This window comes from Accumulibacter sp. (assembly GCF_036625275.1).
Classification (GTDB): Bacteria; Pseudomonadota; Gammaproteobacteria; order Burkholderiales; family Rhodocyclaceae; genus Accumulibacter.
Genome location: NZ_JAZKUD010000002.1, coordinates 228903 through 247085, shown reverse-complemented (window position 1 = coordinate 247085; position 18183 = coordinate 228903). Strand labels below are relative to the sequence as shown.

Genomic DNA, 18183 nt, shown 5'->3' with positions numbered 1-18183 from the left:
ATGTCTTCCATCTTGCGGTACCCTCGCGTTCGTCATGAATATCCCTCAGATGAGGGGCGAGGTAAGAGCTTGACGTCAACACGACAACAGCACCGGGGTTTCCTCCGCGTAGCGGCTTCGTCCAACATGTCGGTCAACCGGACGCGCTACGGCAAGGCACCCTGGCTGCGAGGCGGTTCTGGTCAATCATCTGCCTCGCAGCCAGGGTGCCCCGCCTCCGCGCGCCGGTTACCTCTACGTTAGCCCTCTACAGCGCACGCTCGCCCTCGAAATTGGCACGGTGTAAAGTATCGGCATGGCACCAACCGTTCTTCGTCAAGGGCAATTCCGGCTCTTCTTTTTCTCTCGGGAAGAGCCGCGCATTCATGTCCACGTCGCCCATCCCGACGGCGAAGCGAAGTATTGGCTTACTCCCGAGGTTCGGCTCGCAATCTCGGTGGGACTGAACCAACAACTGCGCGAGGCCCAATCGGTCATTGAAACCCATCTTGGGGAGCTCACAGATGCTTGGCACCGTCATTTCTGCGCCTGAAGTCACTCACGTCTCACCGCATGGTTTCTGGCTGCTGCTCAACGAAGAAGAACTCCTTCTACCGTTTGAGCAGTTCCCTTGGTTTCGGCGCGCCACTATTGACCAACTGTCCCATGTTGAAAATCCGGCCCCTGAACATCTTTACTGGCCGGAACTTGATATCGATCTGTCGGTTCAGTCCATTCGCAACCCAGATGCCTTCCCCTTGGTTTCCAAGGCCGAGGGCTAACCCTACGGTCAGCCGGATCGCCCAACAGCGGCGCGCCGCTGTCGGGTTCCCTCCGCAGCTTCGCTGCTCCGGCGGCCGGTTACCTCCACGTTAGGCCGCACAGAACCAATGTTCCTTACTTCGCTCCGCTGGGTTCAGGCCATCGAGCCCGCCCGGCTCGCACTCTCGGCCCGCCCGCGCGGTGGCGATGAACTTCCGGACGAGATTCTGTCCTGGCGGGCTGCAGGCATTGATAAGGTGGTCTCATTTCTTGAATCCCGCGAGGCGCGCGAACTTGGGCTTGCTCTTGAGCTAGACGCTTGTGCTCAGGCAGGCGTCGCCTTTCTCTCGTTTCCAGTCCCAGATCGAGGTGTCCCAAGCTCTCGGCGCGAAGTACTCGCATTGGCGCGAGGCTTGACCCAGGATCTGCAGTCTGGCGCCGGCATCGCATTGCACTGCCGGGCCGGAATCGGGAGAACTGGCCTCATCGCAGGCTGTGTGCTTCACCTGCTCGGAGTGCCAAGCTCGCGCATCTTTACCACGCTGAGCTTGGCGCGTGGAGTGTCGGTGCCGGACACAGAAGAACAGGTTGCCTGGGTTGCCGAGTTCTGCAGGAGCGCTGTCAGTGCGACCTGATCCCTCGTTCAACCCCCGACCCGCTACGACTGGCGCAGTCCCGGCTTACGCCACCTGCCTCCGCGGTCGGGGTTAACTCGAATATTGGGCCGCACAATGACGATCACCAGCGTTCGTATCTATTTTTACCCCGTCACGAAGGAGCGCGAGCTGGCGTTGTCAGCGGCTCACTGGGGGTTCGCAGAGTGGTTCGAGCGCCGACTAAAGCCCATACGGGAACAGCTTCGTGGAATCGAAGCGAAAGGTGTCAACATTGTGAATCTCATGCTTCGTGAGAATCCAGAGCAGGTCTTGGTTCAAGACAAATGGGAGAAACGGGACAACACGTTTCACTTCGAGCACGTTTGTGATCTTCGTCCACTGGAAACGACTCCAGCGCTGAGCAATGTTGAAAAACTAATGCAGTTCTACGCCGGTGTAGCAAGCCAGGCTCCATGGCCGCAGGTCCGGGCCTTATCTGAGCCACTTTCATGTCCGCTTACCGAAGTTGATCGCATCACCATTTTGCCGTTCCTACAATGGCCACGTGGTGAAATGGTGAGCGAGGCAATGGCGCGCCGCATGCTCAAGAAGAATGCGGCCCAACTTATCCATCCACTGGACGCTGCACGATAAAGCCGCGCAGCCCCGGTGACCTCCACGTTAGCCTTCTTCATCATCCACCCATGGCCGACAAATCTACCCAAATTGTCTACGTCCTCACGAACCCGGCGATGCCAGGCTGCCCAGCAGACTCAGGAGCAACTGACCGCTCACTGCGCGTTGGTCAAGCCAGAGGCCAAGGTGGTCAAGCGTCTGCGGCGGGGGAAGTGATGCGTCGCGAGCAAATGAAAACGATCTTTAATTGCCGCCAATCAAATTAAAGAATGATTTAACTTTTCGGCACGCTACTAACGGTCATGACTTTTCCATGCCCCCCGATCATGAAAGTCATGACCGTTTCCCTCCCTTGCAGGGCGCATTCCGGCTTGCACGCCGGAATCGTTCGATGGGCGCGGAGCAGGCTCCGCGAATTCCCCATCTCGCCCCCCGACCCCTCCCACGGCCCGCGCGGCATCGCGAGCCGGCTGCGGCGGCGCGGAGCAGTGCTCCGCGAAACCCCGCCTTCGTTCCCGCGAGGGGGGAGGGGCGATTCTTGAGTCGCTGACGCGACTTTCACATTAAAGGCAGCTTTCAATGACACGCAGCACCGGAACCTATTCGATTTCCACGATGCTAGGCGAGTCGGTGCGCGCATTCGTGCCCCATGCCTTGCCGCCATCTGATCCAGCCCTGTCACCCGAGGTGTTCACCGATCTCAACCGGCAGGCCGAACTGGCACTTGCGCGTTTGGCGGGCGTGTCAGGGTTGGTTTCGTCGGTGGATTGGTTGCTGTACAGCGCTATCCGCAAAGAAGCCTTGCTCACCTCCCAGATTGAGGGAACGCAGGCCACGCTGACCGACCTGTTCGATGAGGAAGCAGGCTTCAAAGTCAGCAATACCGATGACGTGGAGGAGGTCACCAACTACCCCCGCGCTTTCCGCTGGGCTCAGGAGCACCTACGCGATCCCAAAGGGCTGCCCATCAGCGTGCGGCTTTTGTGTGAAGCACACCGACGCCTGCCTGACGGGACACGCGGTGCAGGCAAACAACCGGGTGAGCTGCGCCGGTCGCAAAACTGGATTGGCGGCACACGGCCCGGGAATGCGGTTTTCGTACCCCCACCGCCGGAGCACGTTCCCACACTACTGGCCTATATGGAGCGGTTCATTCACGATACGGCTGGAAATTTGCCACCCATGGTCAAGGTGGCGCTGATCCACGCGCAGTTTGAAACCATCCACCCCTTTCTCGACGGCAACGGGCGCATGGGCCGACTGCTGATCACGGCCCTGTTTGGGCATTGGGCTCTGCTGTCCGAGCCCTTGCTGTATCTCAGTGGCTATCTGAAGCAGCACCAGGCTGAGTATTACCGTCGCCTGTCGGCCATCCGCACGGAGGGTGATTGGGAGTCTTGGGTAACATTCTTTCTCGAAGGCGTAGCGACTGCTGCTGTCGATGCGGAGAAAAACATCATTGAAGTCGCCAGCCTTGTGGCCACAGACCGCAGACGCTTATTGCAATCTGCCAAAGCAGGTCCGGCGAGCTACCGACTTTTCGAGATGCTGCCGATGATGCCGCGCTTCACCATCGAACGCGTGCACCAGCAACTGGGCACCAGTTTCCCTACAGCAACGGCAGCGGTAAAAGTCTTGGAAGATATGGGCATCGTGACCGAGATGACCGGGCAGAAAAAGAACCGCAGTGACAGCTACCATGCCTACGTTGAACTGCTCTCCCGGTAACAAACACCCGCAAGCCCGCAGGAGTGCTCTCTAAGCGCCATGCCAACCAGTCCAAAGCCTGGAGTACTCCTGTACGTCAAAAATCTGGAGCAAGTCGCCAGATTCTATGAGCGTTTGCTGACGTTGGCAGTTTCACGGACGGAAGAGGACCACATCGTCCTTGAGTCAGAAGCCTGCCAACTCATCCTGCACCGCCTCCCGCCATACATTGCGGAGTCGATCGTCATCCAAAGCCCCCCTGAAGTACGGGAAGGAACTCCAGTCAAGTGGCTTCTCCCGGTTCCCAGCATCGCAGACGCCAGGCTGCTTGCGTCTTCACTGGGTGGGCAAGTCTGGCCTATCGAGCGGGAATGGGAATTCATGGACATGCGCGTATGCGACGGCATTGACCCCGAAGGCAATGTCTTTCAGCTTCGGCAGAAGGTGCCCGAATACTTGCGCGCATCGCCAAGCACACGGGCATCATTGCAGACGATTGGTGATGTTTCCGGTGACGCCGAACACTGTGCTCCAGGGGACGCGCCGCAAGTGGAGCGTCCCTGAGCTTCGACGTTAGGCGTCACGAAAGGAGTGTTGTATGCAAATCGAACTTTGGATTGCCTTCGTGGCGGCATCCGCCGTTCTGCTTGCCATCCCAGGGCCAACCATCCTTACCGTCATCAGTTACTCCGCTTCCTACGGTCGCAAGGCTAACGTACCTCTGGTGCTCGGCGTAGCGCTCGGTGATTCCACCGCACTGGCGCTGTCGCTGATTGGTCTTGGGGCGCTTCTTGCGACGTCGTCTTTCTGGTTCACCGTCGTGAAGCTGGCTGGCGGGCTTTACCTTCTCTACCTAGGCATCAAGCTGCTGCGAGCCGGTGTAACGCCGGCGACCATAGTTGCCCCGGAGCAACCCCGATCTTTTTGGAAGCTCTTTGCCAACGCTTACTTGGTCACGGCTCTCAACCCTAAGGGCATCGTCTTCTTCGTGGCTTTCTTGCCGCAATTCCTCAACCCGGCCGCTGACGCCACGCCCCAACTTTGGTTGCTCGGCACAACCTTCGTAGTCATGGCGGCCACAAATGCGACTCTGTATGCCGTGTTTGCGGCCGCGGCGAGCGCACTTATCCGGTCAACTCGGGCGCAGCGAGTCTTCAACTTTGCCGGTGGCGGGCTCATCTGCACCGCAGGTGTGTGGGCTCTGTTGGCCCAGCGCCAAACGCAGTGACGCGAACCCTTCGGTCAGGCGGGACGCTCTGCCAGCAAGCCGCATCCGCGCCCCTTACCCCCAACGTTGGGCGTCTTGAGTCAGTAGCGAAACCGGAGTTGAACAATTTCTAGCGCATCATTTACAACACGATAAGCCGGTGTTTCTTCGGCGCGATTTGCGGCAGCGGACCGATTACTTCGCTAACGGTCATGACTTTTCCAGGCACCCCCAATCATGAAAGTCATGACCGTTTCCCTCTCCCCCAACCCTCCCTCGCGAGGGGGAGGGGAGGCTCGTGAGTCGCATACGCGACTTTCACATTAACCCTGCGCTCCAGACGACCGGTCGCATAAAACTGCGGCCGTCGCCCGAGCTTCCACATGCGGCCCCATGATGATCGGTTCACATGCCATTGACAGCCCTATTATCTGTAGCTACAGTAAAACATGCGCATCGAGTTCGATCTGGCCAAGGACGCAGCAAACCAAACATGGTTTGTCGCTGGGCATGACGGAAGAATTCGACTGGGAAGCCGCGCAGGTGTGGGTTGATGGTCGGTTTGAGTACAACGAAATACGGATGATCGCGCTCGCTCCGAAAACCGAAATCCTGTACTACGTGGCGTTTGTAGATCGTGGCGAAGTGCGAATGATCATCAGCCTTCGCCGTGCCAATCGACGCGAGGTGAAACACTATGTCGAGAATTTCTAAGCGCCCTACCATCCGTATGCCTACCGTGGAAGAGGACAGGGCCATTACCGCAGCGGCAAAAACTGACCCCGATGCACAGCTGCTCACGCCAAAGCAATTGAGCGCCATGGTTCCGCTGAAAGCTCTGCGCGGTCGGCCGAAATCCGAGAATAAGAAGTTACTGGTCTCTGTGCGCTACAGCCCGGAGGTTGTTGCGTACTTCAAGTCAACCGGGGAAGGTTGGCAATCGCTCATGGATAGTGTGCTTCGTCAGTACGTAGCACGCCATTCGCGTAGTGCGTAGTGCGTAAGCATGGGGCCGAACCCGGCGGTCAACCGGACGCTGCGCCAGGCATGGTGCGTTACTCCATAGGTGGAAGTCCTATGGCCAGAGCTTGACCAGGGTCTTGCAGGCCGCCTCGGTGACGCCCGATCCGATCGGCAGGCCCGCGGCGACGAAGCCGGGGTAGTCCATTGGGTGGCGATGGTTGGTAAAGCAGGTGCAAGCGCCGAGGGCGTCGTCGCGGAGCGTCGGCGAAAGAGTGTGGCGATAACTGGACCGAGGAGGGACTGTTGTGAATTACTACGGGCAATGCTTATGCGGCGCAATCCGCTATCAGCTGGCAGGCGAACCCAAGGTGGTCGCCTTGTGTCATTGCAGCGACTGCCGAAGAAGTGCGGGGGCGCCTATGGTGGCTTGGGCGATGTTTCCTGAGTCAGCCCTGACGGTAACGGAAGGGCAGCCAAAGACGATCAATTCGTCAGGTACCGCCATGCGCAGCTTCTGCGCCGAGTGTGGGAGCGGCCTTTTTTATCGCAATGCCGCAATTCTTCCGGGGCTAGTCGACATTCAGACATCAACGCTCGATGACCCCGACGCTCTTCCGCCCACATTGCAAATCCAAGTAGCCGAACGGCTCGGCTGGATGACGCATGTTCATGAGCTTCCCGAATTCGAGCGGTATCCGGCGTAAATGGATGTTTCCGCCCAACATGTCGGTCAACCGGACGCGCTACGGCATGGCACCCTGGCCGCGCGGCGCTCTCCGAGAAGGCGACTGGCCAGAGTTTCAGCCAGGCGAACAGATCTTCTTCCACGAGCCGAAACTACCTCCCAACACTTTCATTCACACCCAGGGCAGGGACTGGCAGTGTCCTGATCAGTCAGCCTCTTGACCCATGGCGTGCCAGGACTGACGACAGTTTTGTAACGAAACCGACATCCCGATTGCCGCAGGAGCCGATCAAGCCTTGGCGACTGGCTGGCGAGGCAGGCGCGCTTCTTGCGTGGACACGGGGAACCCACCCGGAGTATGCACCATGTCGACAATCACCCCCACCAACCTTCTCGATGACTGGCAATCCGGCCTTGCCGACGGCCGCATCGTTCCCTATCTCGGACCCGGCGTGCTGGCCGATGTGACCTCGCTGGCCGACGGTCGGGAGATTCCCGCGACCAGCGAGCAACTGATCCTGGCGATGAATGGCGGACGGCCGATGGCGCCGAAGCTGATGTACGAGTTCCCCAGGGCGGCGATGAACGTCGAACTCAAGCGCGGCAGGAACGCCGTCACGCGCTTCCTCGACAGCACTTACGGCGGCACGCGCTGGACGCGTGCGGCACTGCACGCGTGGCTGGCGACGCTGCGGCCACCCTACGTCATCGACATCAACCGCGATACGCAGTTGCTCGATTCCTATGCCGGGACGCCACACCTGCTGATCCTCGGTTGCGCACGCCTCGGCGGCACCGACTATCGCTTCAAGCTGTATGTCTCGGACGGTGGCCGTTACCGCGTCATCTCGCCTGCGGAGGCCGATACGGCGCTGCCGGTGCTCTTCAAGCCGATGGGCGCGCCGCTGCCGGAGCCGAGCTACATCGCCTCCGACGCCGACTATGTGGATTACATCACCGAGCTGATGGGCGGTTTCGCCGTGCCGTCGTTCGTCAAGGCGCGTCGCCGTGGCCGGCGCTATCTCCTGCTCGGCATGCGCCTCGATCGTGACACCGAGCGCATGGTCCTCGCCGACCTGATCCATGATGCCGCTGTCGAGCCGGCTGGCTGGGCGTTGATCGCCGAGCCGAACGCCAAGGAGCGGCGTTTCTGCCAGCGCATCGGCATCGAGATCGTCGAAGCCGATGCGCTGGCGCTGCTGGCCGAGGTCGTGCCGGGCTGATTGGTCCGACAACCGATCAGGCGGCAAGCGGCAGCGGTCGGCGACATCGGCGTCGAGAGCCTTGAGCCAGCGTTTCGGAATGGCCTGCGGCCCGTACAGCGCACCGGCGAGCATGCCGGAGATGCCGGTGAAGTCGGGGGCTCGTTGCCACATGGGAAGGTCCTGTCGGAGTCCGCCGGAGTCGCAAGTCTCGGGCAAAGGTTCGAATTCTACCCTTCGCCGCCACTGCGCCCACCGCCCAGGCGCGCGCACTCGCCGGTTCTCGCACGGAGGATCCGCGGAACCGGCAGTAGCCAGCGACGTGCTCTCCGCCAGGCGGACATTCCCCCGGCGATTCGCCAGTACACGACAACCCGCCGACGCCACGGTCATTGCCCAGGTGCCGATGTTGGTACTATGATCTGCCTAGTCAAAGGGCGCCGCCGAGCCCCAAAGGAGAAACTCCATGAAGCACATTCATTACGCCTCCCGTCTTCCCAATGGGCCGACACTGCGTGCGCGGGCCGAACGGTGCGGTGCCGATGGGGTATCGAAATTCCTCCTCTCCGGCCAAAGCGACGAGATCGAGTTCGCCGATGAATCCAGGGAGGACACAGAACCCCTGGAACTCACCGCAGAGCGTTGGTTCATCCTCATCGTCGACGACGACCCCGGCGTCCACGAGGCAACCTTGCTCGCACTCGGAGGAGAGCGCATCCACGGCCGTCCTCTCGCACTGATCCACGCCCACTCGGCACGCGAGGCACGCGAAGTGCTCGTGGCACGCCCGGATATCGACCTGGTCCTGCTTGATGTCGTGATGGAAACGGCCGATGCGGGCTTGGTGCTGGCGCGCGCGATCCGGCAGGAACTCGAGCTGCAGCAGGTGAAGATCGTCATCCGCACCGGCCATCCGGGACTCTTCAGCGAACAGGCGGTGCGCAACATCCCCGAAGTCGATGGCTATCTGACGAAGTCCGGCGTGCCGCGGTCGTTGCTGATCGACACCATCACCGAGTTGCTTTCCCCTCGACCGGCGCACTGACGACGTCAACGCGGCGGGAGTCGACAAAATGGCACCGGCCGGCCGCGCTTTCGGAAAGTCCGGCCGGTGCATGAACCCGGCGTCGCCGTATTGCGGCCGTAGGCCATGTCGGCGAAGCATCGCGCGGGACGTCTGGAGGTGCGTTGGGCGTCATGAAGAAGGCCATCGAAGACACGACATCTGACGGGGACGCAGCCGCGGAAAGCGGCCCGAGCGCCGCAGGACGGCTCGCCCGATTACGGGAGACCGGTCGCCGCGCGCTGAATCGCATCCGCCTCCTCGGCCTGGCGGCACTGCTGGCGACTTTCATCGCCGGAACCGACGATGTCAGTGCAGCCTCTGATCGCCAGGCCGTTCTGGTGCTGAATTCCTACCATGGGGGGTTCGCGTGGACCAACGCCCAGGTCGATGGAATCATGGCGGTGCTCAAGGAGAGTCGCCTGCATCCCGAGATCTTCCTGGAACACATGGACGTCCTGCGACTGCCCGCGCCCTACGACGACCGTGGCTTCGCCGACTACCTCGGGCGCCGCTACCACTCGCAGCGCTTTGACCTGGTGATCGCCACGGACGACGCAGCCCTTTCCTTTGCCGTCAGGCATCACGCTTCGCTGTTCGCTGGCACGCCGGTCGTCTTCAGCGACGCAACCGCCTTCGACGCGAACAGGATCGCTCCCGGGATCCCGATCACCGGCGTGATCGAGCGGCTGGACATTCCCTCGACCGTACAGGCAGCGCAGCGCATGCGTCCGAGGGCCGCCAAAGTGATGGTGTATGCGAACCGTGCCGATTCCGGATCGGGCTTCGACCACGCCCGCGACGCCCTCAGCGCCTTGAAGACGAACATCCCGATCCGGATCAGCCACGACCTCAAACTCGAAGAGATCATCGCCAGCGCCGCTGCGCTGTCGCCGGAAGACATCGTCTTCGTGCTGGCCTCGGCTCATGACGCGGCGGGCAAGTGGTACAGCCCGGCGGAAGTCATCGAGCGGGTCGGCGCCGCATCGCCGGCACCGCTGTTCGACATCACGAGCCATCGCGTCCAGAGCGGCCTGACCCTCGGCGGCAAGGTCGAGGATGGCACCGAGGTCGGTCGGTCCGCCGGGCAGATGGCAGTCCGCATCCTCAACGGCGAGGACGCACGGCGCATTCCGGTTCAGGAGGCGCCGGTCACCCATATCTACCACTACGGCCGAATGCAGCACCACGGCATCAGCGAGTCCGATCTTCCCTCAGGAAGCCTCGTGGTCGGCAAGCCGCCCACGCTTTACGACCAGTATCGAAGCACCGTCTGGGCGACGGTGGCCGTGGTGCTCACCCTGACCCTCGCCGTGCTCGTGCTGGTCAACAACATCCGGCTTCGCAGGCGCGCGGAAATGTCTTTGCGCGGCTCCAACACGCTGCTCAACGCGATCAGCCGCACGCAGGCCCTGTACATCGCCGGTGCAGATACCCAAGACGTCTTCGAGCACATGCTGACTGCACTGCTGGAAATGACCGGCAGCGAATACGGTTTCATCGGCGAAGTGCTCCACGACCAGGACGGCATGCCCTACCTGCGTACGCAGGCAATCACCAACATCGCCTGGAACGACGAAACACGAGCGTTTTATGCGGCGCACGCGCCGCAGGGGATGGAGTTCCGCAACCTGACCACCCTCTTCGGCGCCGTGATGACCACGGCACAGCCGGTGATTGCCAACGATCCGTCCGGGGATTCGCGTGGCCACGGCGTTCCGCCGGGGCATCCTTCGCTGAACGCGTTCATGGGATTGCCCTTCTTCCGCGGCGACGAGCTGGTCGGAATGGTCGGCGTCGCCAACCGCAAGGGCGGCTACGGCGAGGACATCGTTGCGCTGCTCGAACCTTTCCTGAACAACTGCGCGAGTCTCACCGAGGCCGTGCGCGAGAACCGCAAGCGCCGGGACGCCGAAACGTCCCTGCGGAGCAACGAGGAGCGGCTGCGCCTCGCCCTGGTTGCGGGAAACCTCGGCTTCTACGACCTGGATCTCGGCACCGGCAAGGCGGTGGTCAGCGCCGAGTATGCCAGCATGCTGGGCTACACCCCCGACGAGCTCAAGCTCACCGCGGTGACCTGGCTCGAGCGCGTGCACCCGGACGACCGGGAGCATGCCGGACAGACCTTGCGCGAGTGCGTCGACGGCACGCGTACCGAGTACCGGCTGGAATACAGGCTGCAGAACAAGTCGGGCGAATGGGTTTGGATCCAGTCGGTCGGCAAGGTGGTGGCCCGCGACGAGCAGGGGCGGCCGCAGAGGCTGCTGGGTACGCACGCCGACATCACCGCCCGCAAGCAGTCGGAAGAGATGCTGGAGCTGACGATGCTCTCGGTGGAACACGCGTCGGACGCGATCTTCTGGCTGAACCGGGACGGCGGCTTCGCCCATGCCAACGAACAGGCGTGCCGCTCGCTCGGCTACACCCGCGAAGAGCTGTTGCGTCTGCACCTTTGGGACGTCGCGCCGGAGGTCACCGAAGCGAACTGGCAGGCGTCGACACCCGGTGCCCAAATCACCGGGACGCCATCTACCGGGGCGCTGCACAGTGAAACGCATTACCGGCGCAAGGACGGCAGTACCTTTCCGGTCGACGTATCGGCAAGGTCGATCACCTTCGCCGGGCGCGTCTACGGCTTCGCTTTCGTGCGCGACGTTTCCGAGCGCCGGCGCGCGGAAGAAGCGGTGCGCCAGAGCGAGGAACGGCTGCGCCAGGCGATCCGGGTTTCCGGAATTGGCATCTTCGATCGCGATCACCGCGCGGACACGATCTACTGGTCGCCGGAGCTGCGCGAAATGTTCGGCTGGGGAGCCGATCAGCCGAAGACCATCGATGCGTTCATCGAGATCATCCATCCGGACGACCGCGCGCAGGTCCTGGCCGCGATCGGCCGCACGCATGACCCGGCCGGTGACGGCCAGTACGAGGCGGAATACCGCATCGCGCCCCGCGCCGGGGTTGTCCGCTGGGTGTTCGCGATGGGGCAAACGACTTTCGATGGCGAGGGCGAATCGCGTCGACCATTGCGCACGGTCGGGGCGACCCTCGATTTCACCGCCCGCAAGCTTGCCGAAGAGGCGCTTCGGCAGGCAAACGAGGAACTCGACGAGCGCGTCAGGCTTCGTACCGAGGAACTGGCCGCCTCCAACGTGCAGTTGCGGGAGACCCTGCAAACCTTGCGTCGCGCCCAGGAAGAACTGATCCGCAGCGAGAAGCTCGCCTCGCTGGGTTCTTTGGTGGCCGGCGTGGCGCACGAGCTGGGCACGCCGCTCGGCAACAGCCTGATGGTGGCCACCACCCTGACCGACAAAACGCGCGAATTCTCGGCGCTGGCGGACGGGAAGAGCCTGTCGCGCGCGGCGCTGCGGGACTACCTTGCCGTGACGACGCAGGCCACCCAGCTACTGGCGCGCAGCCTGCTGCAGGCGAACGACCTGCTCACCCACTTCAAGCAGGTCGCCGTCGACCAGACCAGCGCACACCGCCGGCAGTTCGACCTGGCGGCGACGGTCGACGAGATCGTGGCTACGCTGCAACCGCTGTACAAGAAGACCCCGCATCGCATCCGGACCAATATTCCGGCGGGCATCGCCATGGACAGCTTCCCCGGCCCCTTGGGCCAGGTCATCACCAACCTGGCGAACAATGCGCTCGTGCATGGCTTCGAACATGCCGAAGCCGGCGTGCTCGAGATCGTGGTGAGCGAGCCAACGAACGGGCGCCTTACCCTGAGTTTCCGCGACAACGGCTGCGGGATCCCGGCCGAGCTCCTGCCACGCATCTTCGATCCGTTCTACACGACCCGTCTGGGCCAGGGCGGCAGCGGCCTCGGTCTGCACATCGTCTACAGCATCGTCACGCGGGTGCTTGGCGGGCGCATCGAGGCGCACAGCGTTCCCGGCAAGGGAAGCACCTTCGCACTCGAGCTGCCGCTGCAAGCTCCCGACGCGCAGCCCACAGCCGCCGCCTGGGGCGCCGTGGCACCAGCGAAGTAGCCTTTCCCTCGGCGCCGCGTGCGGGCTCGATCCCTGCGCGGAGTCCCGGCGGCGACGTCGAGCCGAACGACAAGGAACGACGTTCCTGCAAGCGCGTCGGCATCGAGAGCTTCGAGACCGACGCGCTGGCGCTGCTCGCCGAAGCCGTACCGGGCTGAGTTGCCCGGCGACCTGTCAAGCGACCTGGCAAGCGGCGAGCGGCAGCAGGGCGCGCGCCTGCGCGCGACAGCGGTCAGCGATATCGGCGTCGAGGGCCTTGAGCCAGCGTTTCGGAATGGCCTGCGGCCCGTACAGCGCACCGGCGAGCATGCCGGCGATGGCGCCGGTGGTATCGGCGTCGCCGCCGCGATTGACGACGTCGACCAGGCAGTCCTCGAAACCGCCGCCGTCGACCAGCCCCTGCAGGACGGCCTGCAGGGTCTCGACCACCCAGCCGCTGGGGTTCTCGCGGCGCGGACGATCGCGGAACGACAGCGCGGGATGTGCCGCCAGCAATGACCCCAGGTGATGGCTGAGCGTCTCCGCCAGCGAACAACCGCGCAGCAGATCCTGCACGGCCAGGGTCAGGAACTGACAGACCGCGTCGGAAACGACGTTGTGGTGGGTGACGTGCGCCTGCGCCTGCACGGCTGCGCAGACGGCGGCTGGCGACTGGCCGAAGGTGGCCAGGGCCACCGGCAGCACGCGCATCGCGGCGCCGTTGCCGGCGTCGTGCTCGGAAGCCGGCGCGGCGGGTACGCCAGTCCGCCGGAAGATGAGCAGGTTGCGGCGGACGGTATTGCCGATATCGACCGGCTTGTGCCGCATCCAGGCATCGAAGGCCTCGGCACAGGCGAGCGGGTCGACGCGGCCGCCGCTGGCCAGGATCGCATCGCCGAGAGCCAGCGACATGCTCGTGTCGTCGGTCACCTGGCCGGGCCTGAGTTTGAGCCAGCCGCCACCGACGATCCCGCGATGGACGCCAAAGTGATGGACAATCTCGCGCGGCGTCATGAACTCGACCGTGGCGCCCAGCGCGTCGCCGAGCGCCAGTCCGAGATAGGCGGCCTCCGCCCGCGCCGTGATCGTGCTGGAGACGGTGGCCGGGGACGGCGTCACCGGCTCGGGTACTCGACCAGGATGTCCTCGTCGCGGACGATGTACTGGCAGGCGAGGCGCCATTCGGTCGGCGGCAGATCGTCGACGTACATCTGCTCGATCTGCGCCTGCTTGATCTTGCCCATCTCCTTGAGCACCGCGACCTCGCGGACGTTGAGCGGACCGCCCATGTGGCCGTACTTGTTGTGACTGCTCTTGTCGACGCTGCTGACCTTGACCAGACAGGTGCCGCACTCGCCGTCACCGCACGAAAAGTCGATCGGCACATGGTTCTCCTTGGCGAGCTTGAGGATTGTCTGGGTGTGGCTGCCGGCGACGGCGTAAATGGTCTTGTCCTTGTGCATCGGACTGGAAAAGGTGATGTTGGGCATGGCAGGCTCCTGGTGAATGGACGGGGTGGGGTGAAAACTCAAGCGGGCTGGACGACGATGCTGCCGCCCAGCACCTGCGCCTGGCAGGCCAGACGGTGTCGGCGCGGCGCGAGGTTGTCCTTCAGCACCTGGTGCTCGAGTACCGACGGCGCGGCCAGGTGTTCATGGCCGGAGACGATCCTCGTCAGGCAGGTACAGCATTCGCCTTCGCGGCAGCCGTAGGTGATGCCCGCGCCGACCTTCTCCGAGACCTCGATCAGGCGGGTGCCTGCCGGCACGGTGACGGTGACGCCGATATCCTGAAAGGTGATGCTGGCCTTGGGCATGGGGTTTTCTCCGGTAAGTAAGGGGGAATCAGGCGAGTTGGGCGAGGTCGATGGTGCGTGGCGTCGCGCGACCAAGGAGGTGCAGAGCAAGCTCGCGGCCGAGATCATGGCAGGCGGCAAAGTCGTCGCCGGTTGGTGTCAGGCGGGCCCTGACGCCGGGCAAGGGAACGCGCAGCTTGAGGCGGCGCAGGCGGTCCTCGATCATCGGCACCGCCTCGCCGCTCCAGCCGTAGGAACCGAAAGCGGCAGCGAACTTGCCCTTGACGTCCACCATGGTCAGCGACGAGAGGAGATCCCACACCGGCTTGACCGCGTCGCCGTTGATCGTCGGGCTGCCGAAGAGCAAGGCGTCGGCTTCCTCGATCAGGTCGACGAAAGGCTGCGCGTCGCCGCCTTCGAGATCGTAAAGCGAGACGCGCACCTCGCCGGTCGCGCTCGACGCCGATTCGGCGCCGGCCGCCACGGCTTCGGCCATCCGGCGCGTGGCACCGTAGGCCGAGATGTAGAAGACCAGCAGGGTCTTGGTCGCGGCGCCGTGCAGGGTGGGAGCGGCCAGGGCACGATAGCGGGCCACATAGTCACGTGGATCGCGACGCAGGATCGGGCCGTGCGCGGGGGCGATGATCCGCAGCGGCAGCGGTTCGATCAGGTCGAGCGCCGTGCGCACGTAAGTGCGGAAGGGGCGCATGATGTGCGCGTAGTAGTAGTCGAAGGAAAAGCGGAAGTCGCCGACCGCATCGTTGAACAGGCGGCTGTCGCAGTAGTGGCAGCCCAGGAAATCGGCCGAGAACAGGACCCCTTCGGCCGGCAGCCAGGTGCATTGGGTGTCGGGCCAGTGCAGATACGGTGTGTTGAGGAATTCGAGTTGCCGATCACCGAGGTCGGCATGATCGCCGGTGCCCACGAATGCGATCCGCCCTGCCAGTTCGGCTGGATCGAGCAGTCCCTTCAACATCAGACGGGCCTGCGGCGAGACCAGCAGCGTCGCGCCGGGCGCCCGCCGCAGCAGTTCCGGCAAGGCGCCGGAATGATCGGGTTCAAGGTGATTGAGAACGATGGCGGTGATTTCGTCGTAGTCGGCAACCGACTCCAGACGGCGAAAGAAGGTCTCGGAGAAATTGAGCTTGACGGTGTCGATGATGGCCACACCGTCGCTGCCGCGCACCGCATAGGCGTTGTAGCTGGTGCCGTTGGCAGTGCGCAGGATGATGTCGAAGCTGCGCAGATCGGCATCGAAGGCGCCGATCCAGTGCACCCCGGCGGCGACGGGCACCGCTCGCTCAAGGTCGGCAGCGGGACGCATCGGCCGGCGCTTCGTCGAAGCGGCAGGGATAGGCGGCGCCCCCCGCCGTCTGCACATAAAAGGTACGTACCTCGCCGCGATTGCGCCGGCAGGCTTCGAGATCGCCGGCCGGCAGCTCGCGCAGGCCGATCCAGGCGTCGATGGCTGCGACGTCGAAACCCACCCGCCGTTCTTCGCCGACCTGCAGCAGCGGCCGCCGGATCAGCAAGGGGTTATGCCGCAACAGCGCCAGTGCGCTCCGTTCATCGAGTTGCTGGGGCACGATGGTCCCCGCCTTGATCGCCGGCGCTGCCGGGTTGAACCACTCGGCGACCGGCAGGTCGCCGAGGAATTCCAGCAGACGCACATTGCTCCAGAACTGCCCGCGCAGGTCGCGGACCACCAGTTGGTGCCCGGAGGCGACCAGCAGGGCCTTCTGGCGGGCGTTGCCCGCACAGCCGGCCTTCTCGTAGAAAATGACCTCGGCCATGCTCAGCGCCCCGCAATCTCGGCCTGCGCCGCCGCCCAGCGCGCCGGCGGAATGCCAGTCAGCGAACCCGGAGGGTTCAGTGCTTCACCGAGTTCGTTGATGATCGCGCCTTCGATCGGGCAGATGCTGGCGCATTGCGGCTCGGCGAAATCGCCGCTGCATTCCGTACATTGGTCGGCGTCGATCAGAAAATGCGGGGTCGCCGCCTCGATGGCCCGCTGCGGGCAGAGCGGTTCACAAGCCCAGCAATTGACGCAGCTTTCGATGATTTCGAGGGCCATGCCCGCCTCCTTACGCGCGCTTTGCCACGATCTGCCCGACCGCCAGCTTGCCGGCGGCCAGCATTTCGTTCCACACTGCCATGACCGCTTCCTCGATCGGTCGCATGGCGTACTCGCCGTTCGGCTGAATCCCTGCCGCTTCAAGTTGCCCCCAGGGTTCATAGCCGATGCGCGAGCAGAGGACGACTTCGCAGTCGGTGAGTGCGCGGATCGTCGCTGCCAGCACGGCCTCGGCATCGCCACAGGTCTCGTCACCCGCGCAATACGAGTCCGCCCGGCGGTGACCGATCAGACGGGCGCCGCTTGCCGAGGCTTCGTATACCAGGAACTCCCTGGCGTGACCGAAGTGCACGGCGACCAAGCCATTCTTCGCCGCCACTGCCATCAGAACAGGCCGGCCGACTGGCGGCGCCGACTTCACGACGTGCGGCTGGATTCTGATCACCTGCGGCGTTGCCGCAGCCGTAGCCGCGCGGGCTCTGGCGCGCTTCTCCGCCAGCTCGGCGGCGATCTGCGCGCGCAACTCGGCACGCACGACCATCGCCGTCTCGTAATCGATTTCCATGCTCTCGATCTTGTCGAGCGTGAACTCGGCGCCGCGATCCTCGCCGAGCAGACCGACCGCATCGGCGCGGCACTGGCGACAGTGGCGCATCATGTTCATGTCGCCGGCGCAGGTGTCCTGCAGGGCCTTGAGTTCGGCCGGCCGCGGGCTGCGCTGGCCCATCACGCCGTAGAAGGTGCCGTGCCCGGCCTCGGCGATCAAGGGCATGACGTTGTGCAGGAAGGCGCCCCTGGCCCTGACGATCCTCGACACCTCGGGCAGATGGGCATCGTTGACACCGGGAATCAGCACCGAGTTCACCTTCACCAGGATGCCGCGCGCGGTGAGCATCTCCAGGCCCTTCTGCTGCTGCGCGATGAGGATCGCCGCCGCCTCGTGGCCGAAGACGCGCCGGTTCTTCCAGAATATCCACGGATAGATCCTGGCGCCGACCGCGGGGTCTACACAGTTGATGGTGATGGTGACGTGGTCGATGTTGTAGCGGGCCAGCTCCTCGACGTAGTCGGGCAAGACGAGGCCGTTGGTCGATACGCAGAGCTTGATGTCCGGTGCCTTCAACGCCAACTGCCGAAAGGTCTCGAAGGTGCGCTCAGGATTGGCGAGCGGATCGCCGGGACCGGCGATGCCGAGAACGCTCATCTGCGGGATCGTCGCCGCCACTGCCAGGGTCTTCCGGACCGCCTGATCCGGTGTCAAAAGCTCGGAAACGACACCCGGCCGCGACTCGTTGGCACAGTCGTACTTGCGGTTGCAGTAGTGACACTGGATGTTGCAGGCCGGCGCCACCGCGACGTGCATGCGCGCGAAGTAGTGGTGGGCGTCTTCCGAGTAGCAGGGGTGATCCTGCACCCTGGCGCGGATGGCGTCCGACAGGTCGTCCATCTGGCGCGCCGTGGCGCCGCAACTACCGGCGCTGCAGCCGGTAGCCGCAGGCGGCGAGGGTTCGATGACAGGCAGATCCATGGCGAGCTTCCC

21 protein-coding genes are annotated in these 18183 nt (G+C 63.6%); 13 read left to right on the top strand and 8 right to left on the bottom strand.

Annotated features, from left to right (window positions below; translation table 11 throughout):
• Positions 1–295 precede the first annotated feature (295 nt).
• The 12 genes from V5B39_RS02440 to V5B39_RS02385 all read left to right on the top strand — a co-directional run bounded on the left by V5B39_RS02440 (position 296) and on the right by V5B39_RS02385 (position 8782).
• On the top strand, positions 296–532 hold the full coding sequence (locus tag V5B39_RS02440) for a DUF4160 domain-containing protein (RefSeq protein ID WP_332341173.1): 237 nt from the start codon (positions 296–298) through the stop codon (positions 530–532).
• On the top strand, positions 504–761 hold the full coding sequence (locus V5B39_RS02435) for a DUF2442 domain-containing protein (RefSeq protein ID WP_332341171.1): 258 nt from the start codon (positions 504–506) through the stop codon (positions 759–761). Before V5B39_RS02440 ends, V5B39_RS02435 begins: the two co-directional genes overlap by 29 nt.
• 108 nt (positions 762–869) lie before the next feature.
• A complete protein-coding gene (locus V5B39_RS22125) occupies positions 870–1376 on the top strand; it encodes a phosphatase domain-containing putative toxin (protein WP_434735641.1) in 507 nt (168 codons plus the stop codon).
• A gap of 96 nt (positions 1377–1472) precedes the next feature.
• The gene (locus V5B39_RS02430; RefSeq protein WP_332341169.1) at positions 1473–1991 is read left to right on the top strand and encodes a hypothetical protein; all 519 of its coding nucleotides are present in this window, start codon (positions 1473–1475) and stop codon (positions 1989–1991) included.
• 561 nt (positions 1992–2552) lie between these two features.
• Positions 2553–3701, top strand: a complete 1149-nt coding sequence (locus tag V5B39_RS02425) for a Fic family protein (protein ID WP_332341167.1) — start codon at positions 2553–2555, stop codon at positions 3699–3701.
• Between the two features lie 360 nt (positions 3702–4061).
• The gene (locus V5B39_RS02420) at positions 4062–4244 is read left to right on the top strand and encodes a hypothetical protein (protein ID WP_332341166.1); all 183 of its coding nucleotides are present in this window, start codon (positions 4062–4064) and stop codon (positions 4242–4244) included.
• A 34-nt stretch (positions 4245–4278) separates the two neighbouring features.
• On the top strand, positions 4279–4908 hold the full coding sequence (locus V5B39_RS02415) for a LysE family translocator (RefSeq protein WP_332341164.1): 630 nt from the start codon (positions 4279–4281) through the stop codon (positions 4906–4908).
• Between the two features lie 372 nt (positions 4909–5280).
• Positions 5281–5601 carry a BrnT family toxin gene (locus V5B39_RS02410; protein ID WP_332341162.1) on the top strand — a complete coding sequence of 107 codons (321 nt, stop codon included), beginning with the start codon at positions 5281–5283 and terminating at the stop codon, positions 5599–5601.
• Positions 5585–5884 (top strand): BrnA antitoxin family protein, encoded by a 300-nt coding sequence (locus V5B39_RS02405; protein ID WP_332341160.1) that lies wholly within the window; start codon positions 5585–5587, stop codon positions 5882–5884. The genes V5B39_RS02410 and V5B39_RS02405 overlap by 17 nt, the downstream gene beginning before the upstream one ends.
• A gap of 271 nt (positions 5885–6155) precedes the next feature.
• Entirely contained in the window at positions 6156–6554 is a 399-nt protein-coding gene (locus tag V5B39_RS02400) for a GFA family protein (RefSeq protein WP_332341159.1), read from the top strand.
• A gap of 346 nt (positions 6555–6900) precedes the next feature.
• Positions 6901–7758, top strand: coding sequence for an SIR2 family protein (locus V5B39_RS02395; RefSeq protein WP_332341157.1), 858 nt, complete (start codon positions 6901–6903; stop codon positions 7756–7758).
• A 445-nt stretch (positions 7759–8203) separates the two neighbouring features.
• Entirely contained in the window at positions 8204–8782 is a 579-nt protein-coding gene (locus tag V5B39_RS02385) for a response regulator (RefSeq protein ID WP_332341156.1), read from the top strand.
• Positions 8783–9018: 236 nt separating this feature from the next.
• Here the strand turns inward: V5B39_RS02385 and V5B39_RS02380 are convergent, their stop codons facing one another.
• Positions 9019–9159 (bottom strand): hypothetical protein, encoded by a 141-nt coding sequence (locus tag V5B39_RS02380; RefSeq protein ID WP_332341155.1) that lies wholly within the window; start codon positions 9157–9159, stop codon positions 9019–9021.
• Positions 9160–9198: 39 nt separating this feature from the next.
• Here V5B39_RS02380 and V5B39_RS02375 point away from each other — a divergent pair, with 39 nt between their 5' ends.
• A complete protein-coding gene (locus V5B39_RS02375; RefSeq protein ID WP_332341154.1) occupies positions 9199–12795 on the top strand; it encodes an ABC transporter substrate binding protein in 3597 nt (1198 codons plus the stop codon).
• Between the two features lie 174 nt (positions 12796–12969).
• On the opposite strand, the gene draG is transcribed toward V5B39_RS02375, so the two are convergent.
• From draG to nifB, 7 genes are read right to left on the bottom strand one after another with little or no spacing between them, the layout of a single operon-like run.
• Positions 12970–13893, bottom strand: coding sequence for an ADP-ribosyl-[dinitrogen reductase] hydrolase (gene draG, locus V5B39_RS02370; RefSeq protein ID WP_332341152.1), 924 nt, complete (start codon positions 13891–13893; stop codon positions 12970–12972).
• Complete coding sequence (locus V5B39_RS02365; RefSeq protein WP_034950897.1) at positions 13890–14264, bottom strand: 2Fe-2S iron-sulfur cluster-binding protein; 375 nt, start codon at positions 14262–14264, stop codon at positions 13890–13892. The genes draG and V5B39_RS02365 overlap by 4 nt, the downstream gene beginning before the upstream one ends.
• 38 nt (positions 14265–14302) lie before the next feature.
• Positions 14303–14590, bottom strand: a complete 288-nt coding sequence (locus V5B39_RS02360; protein ID WP_015768805.1) for a 2Fe-2S iron-sulfur cluster-binding protein — start codon at positions 14588–14590, stop codon at positions 14303–14305.
• 28 nt (positions 14591–14618) lie between these two features.
• Entirely contained in the window at positions 14619–15893 is a 1275-nt protein-coding gene (locus V5B39_RS02355) for an FprA family A-type flavoprotein (RefSeq protein ID WP_332341148.1), read from the bottom strand.
• Positions 15871–16362, bottom strand: coding sequence for an ArsC/Spx/MgsR family protein (locus V5B39_RS02350; RefSeq protein ID WP_332341147.1), 492 nt, complete (start codon positions 16360–16362; stop codon positions 15871–15873). The genes V5B39_RS02355 and V5B39_RS02350 overlap by 23 nt, the downstream gene beginning before the upstream one ends.
• A 2-nt stretch (positions 16363–16364) precedes the next feature.
• Positions 16365–16643 (bottom strand): ferredoxin, encoded by a 279-nt coding sequence (locus tag V5B39_RS02345; protein WP_332341146.1) that lies wholly within the window; start codon positions 16641–16643, stop codon positions 16365–16367.
• Positions 16644–16653: 10 nt separating this feature from the next.
• Positions 16654–18171 carry a nitrogenase cofactor biosynthesis protein NifB gene (gene nifB, locus V5B39_RS02340; protein ID WP_332341145.1) on the bottom strand — a complete coding sequence of 506 codons (1518 nt, stop codon included), beginning with the start codon at positions 18169–18171 and terminating at the stop codon, positions 16654–16656.
• Between the last annotated feature and the right edge of the window lie 12 nt (positions 18172–18183).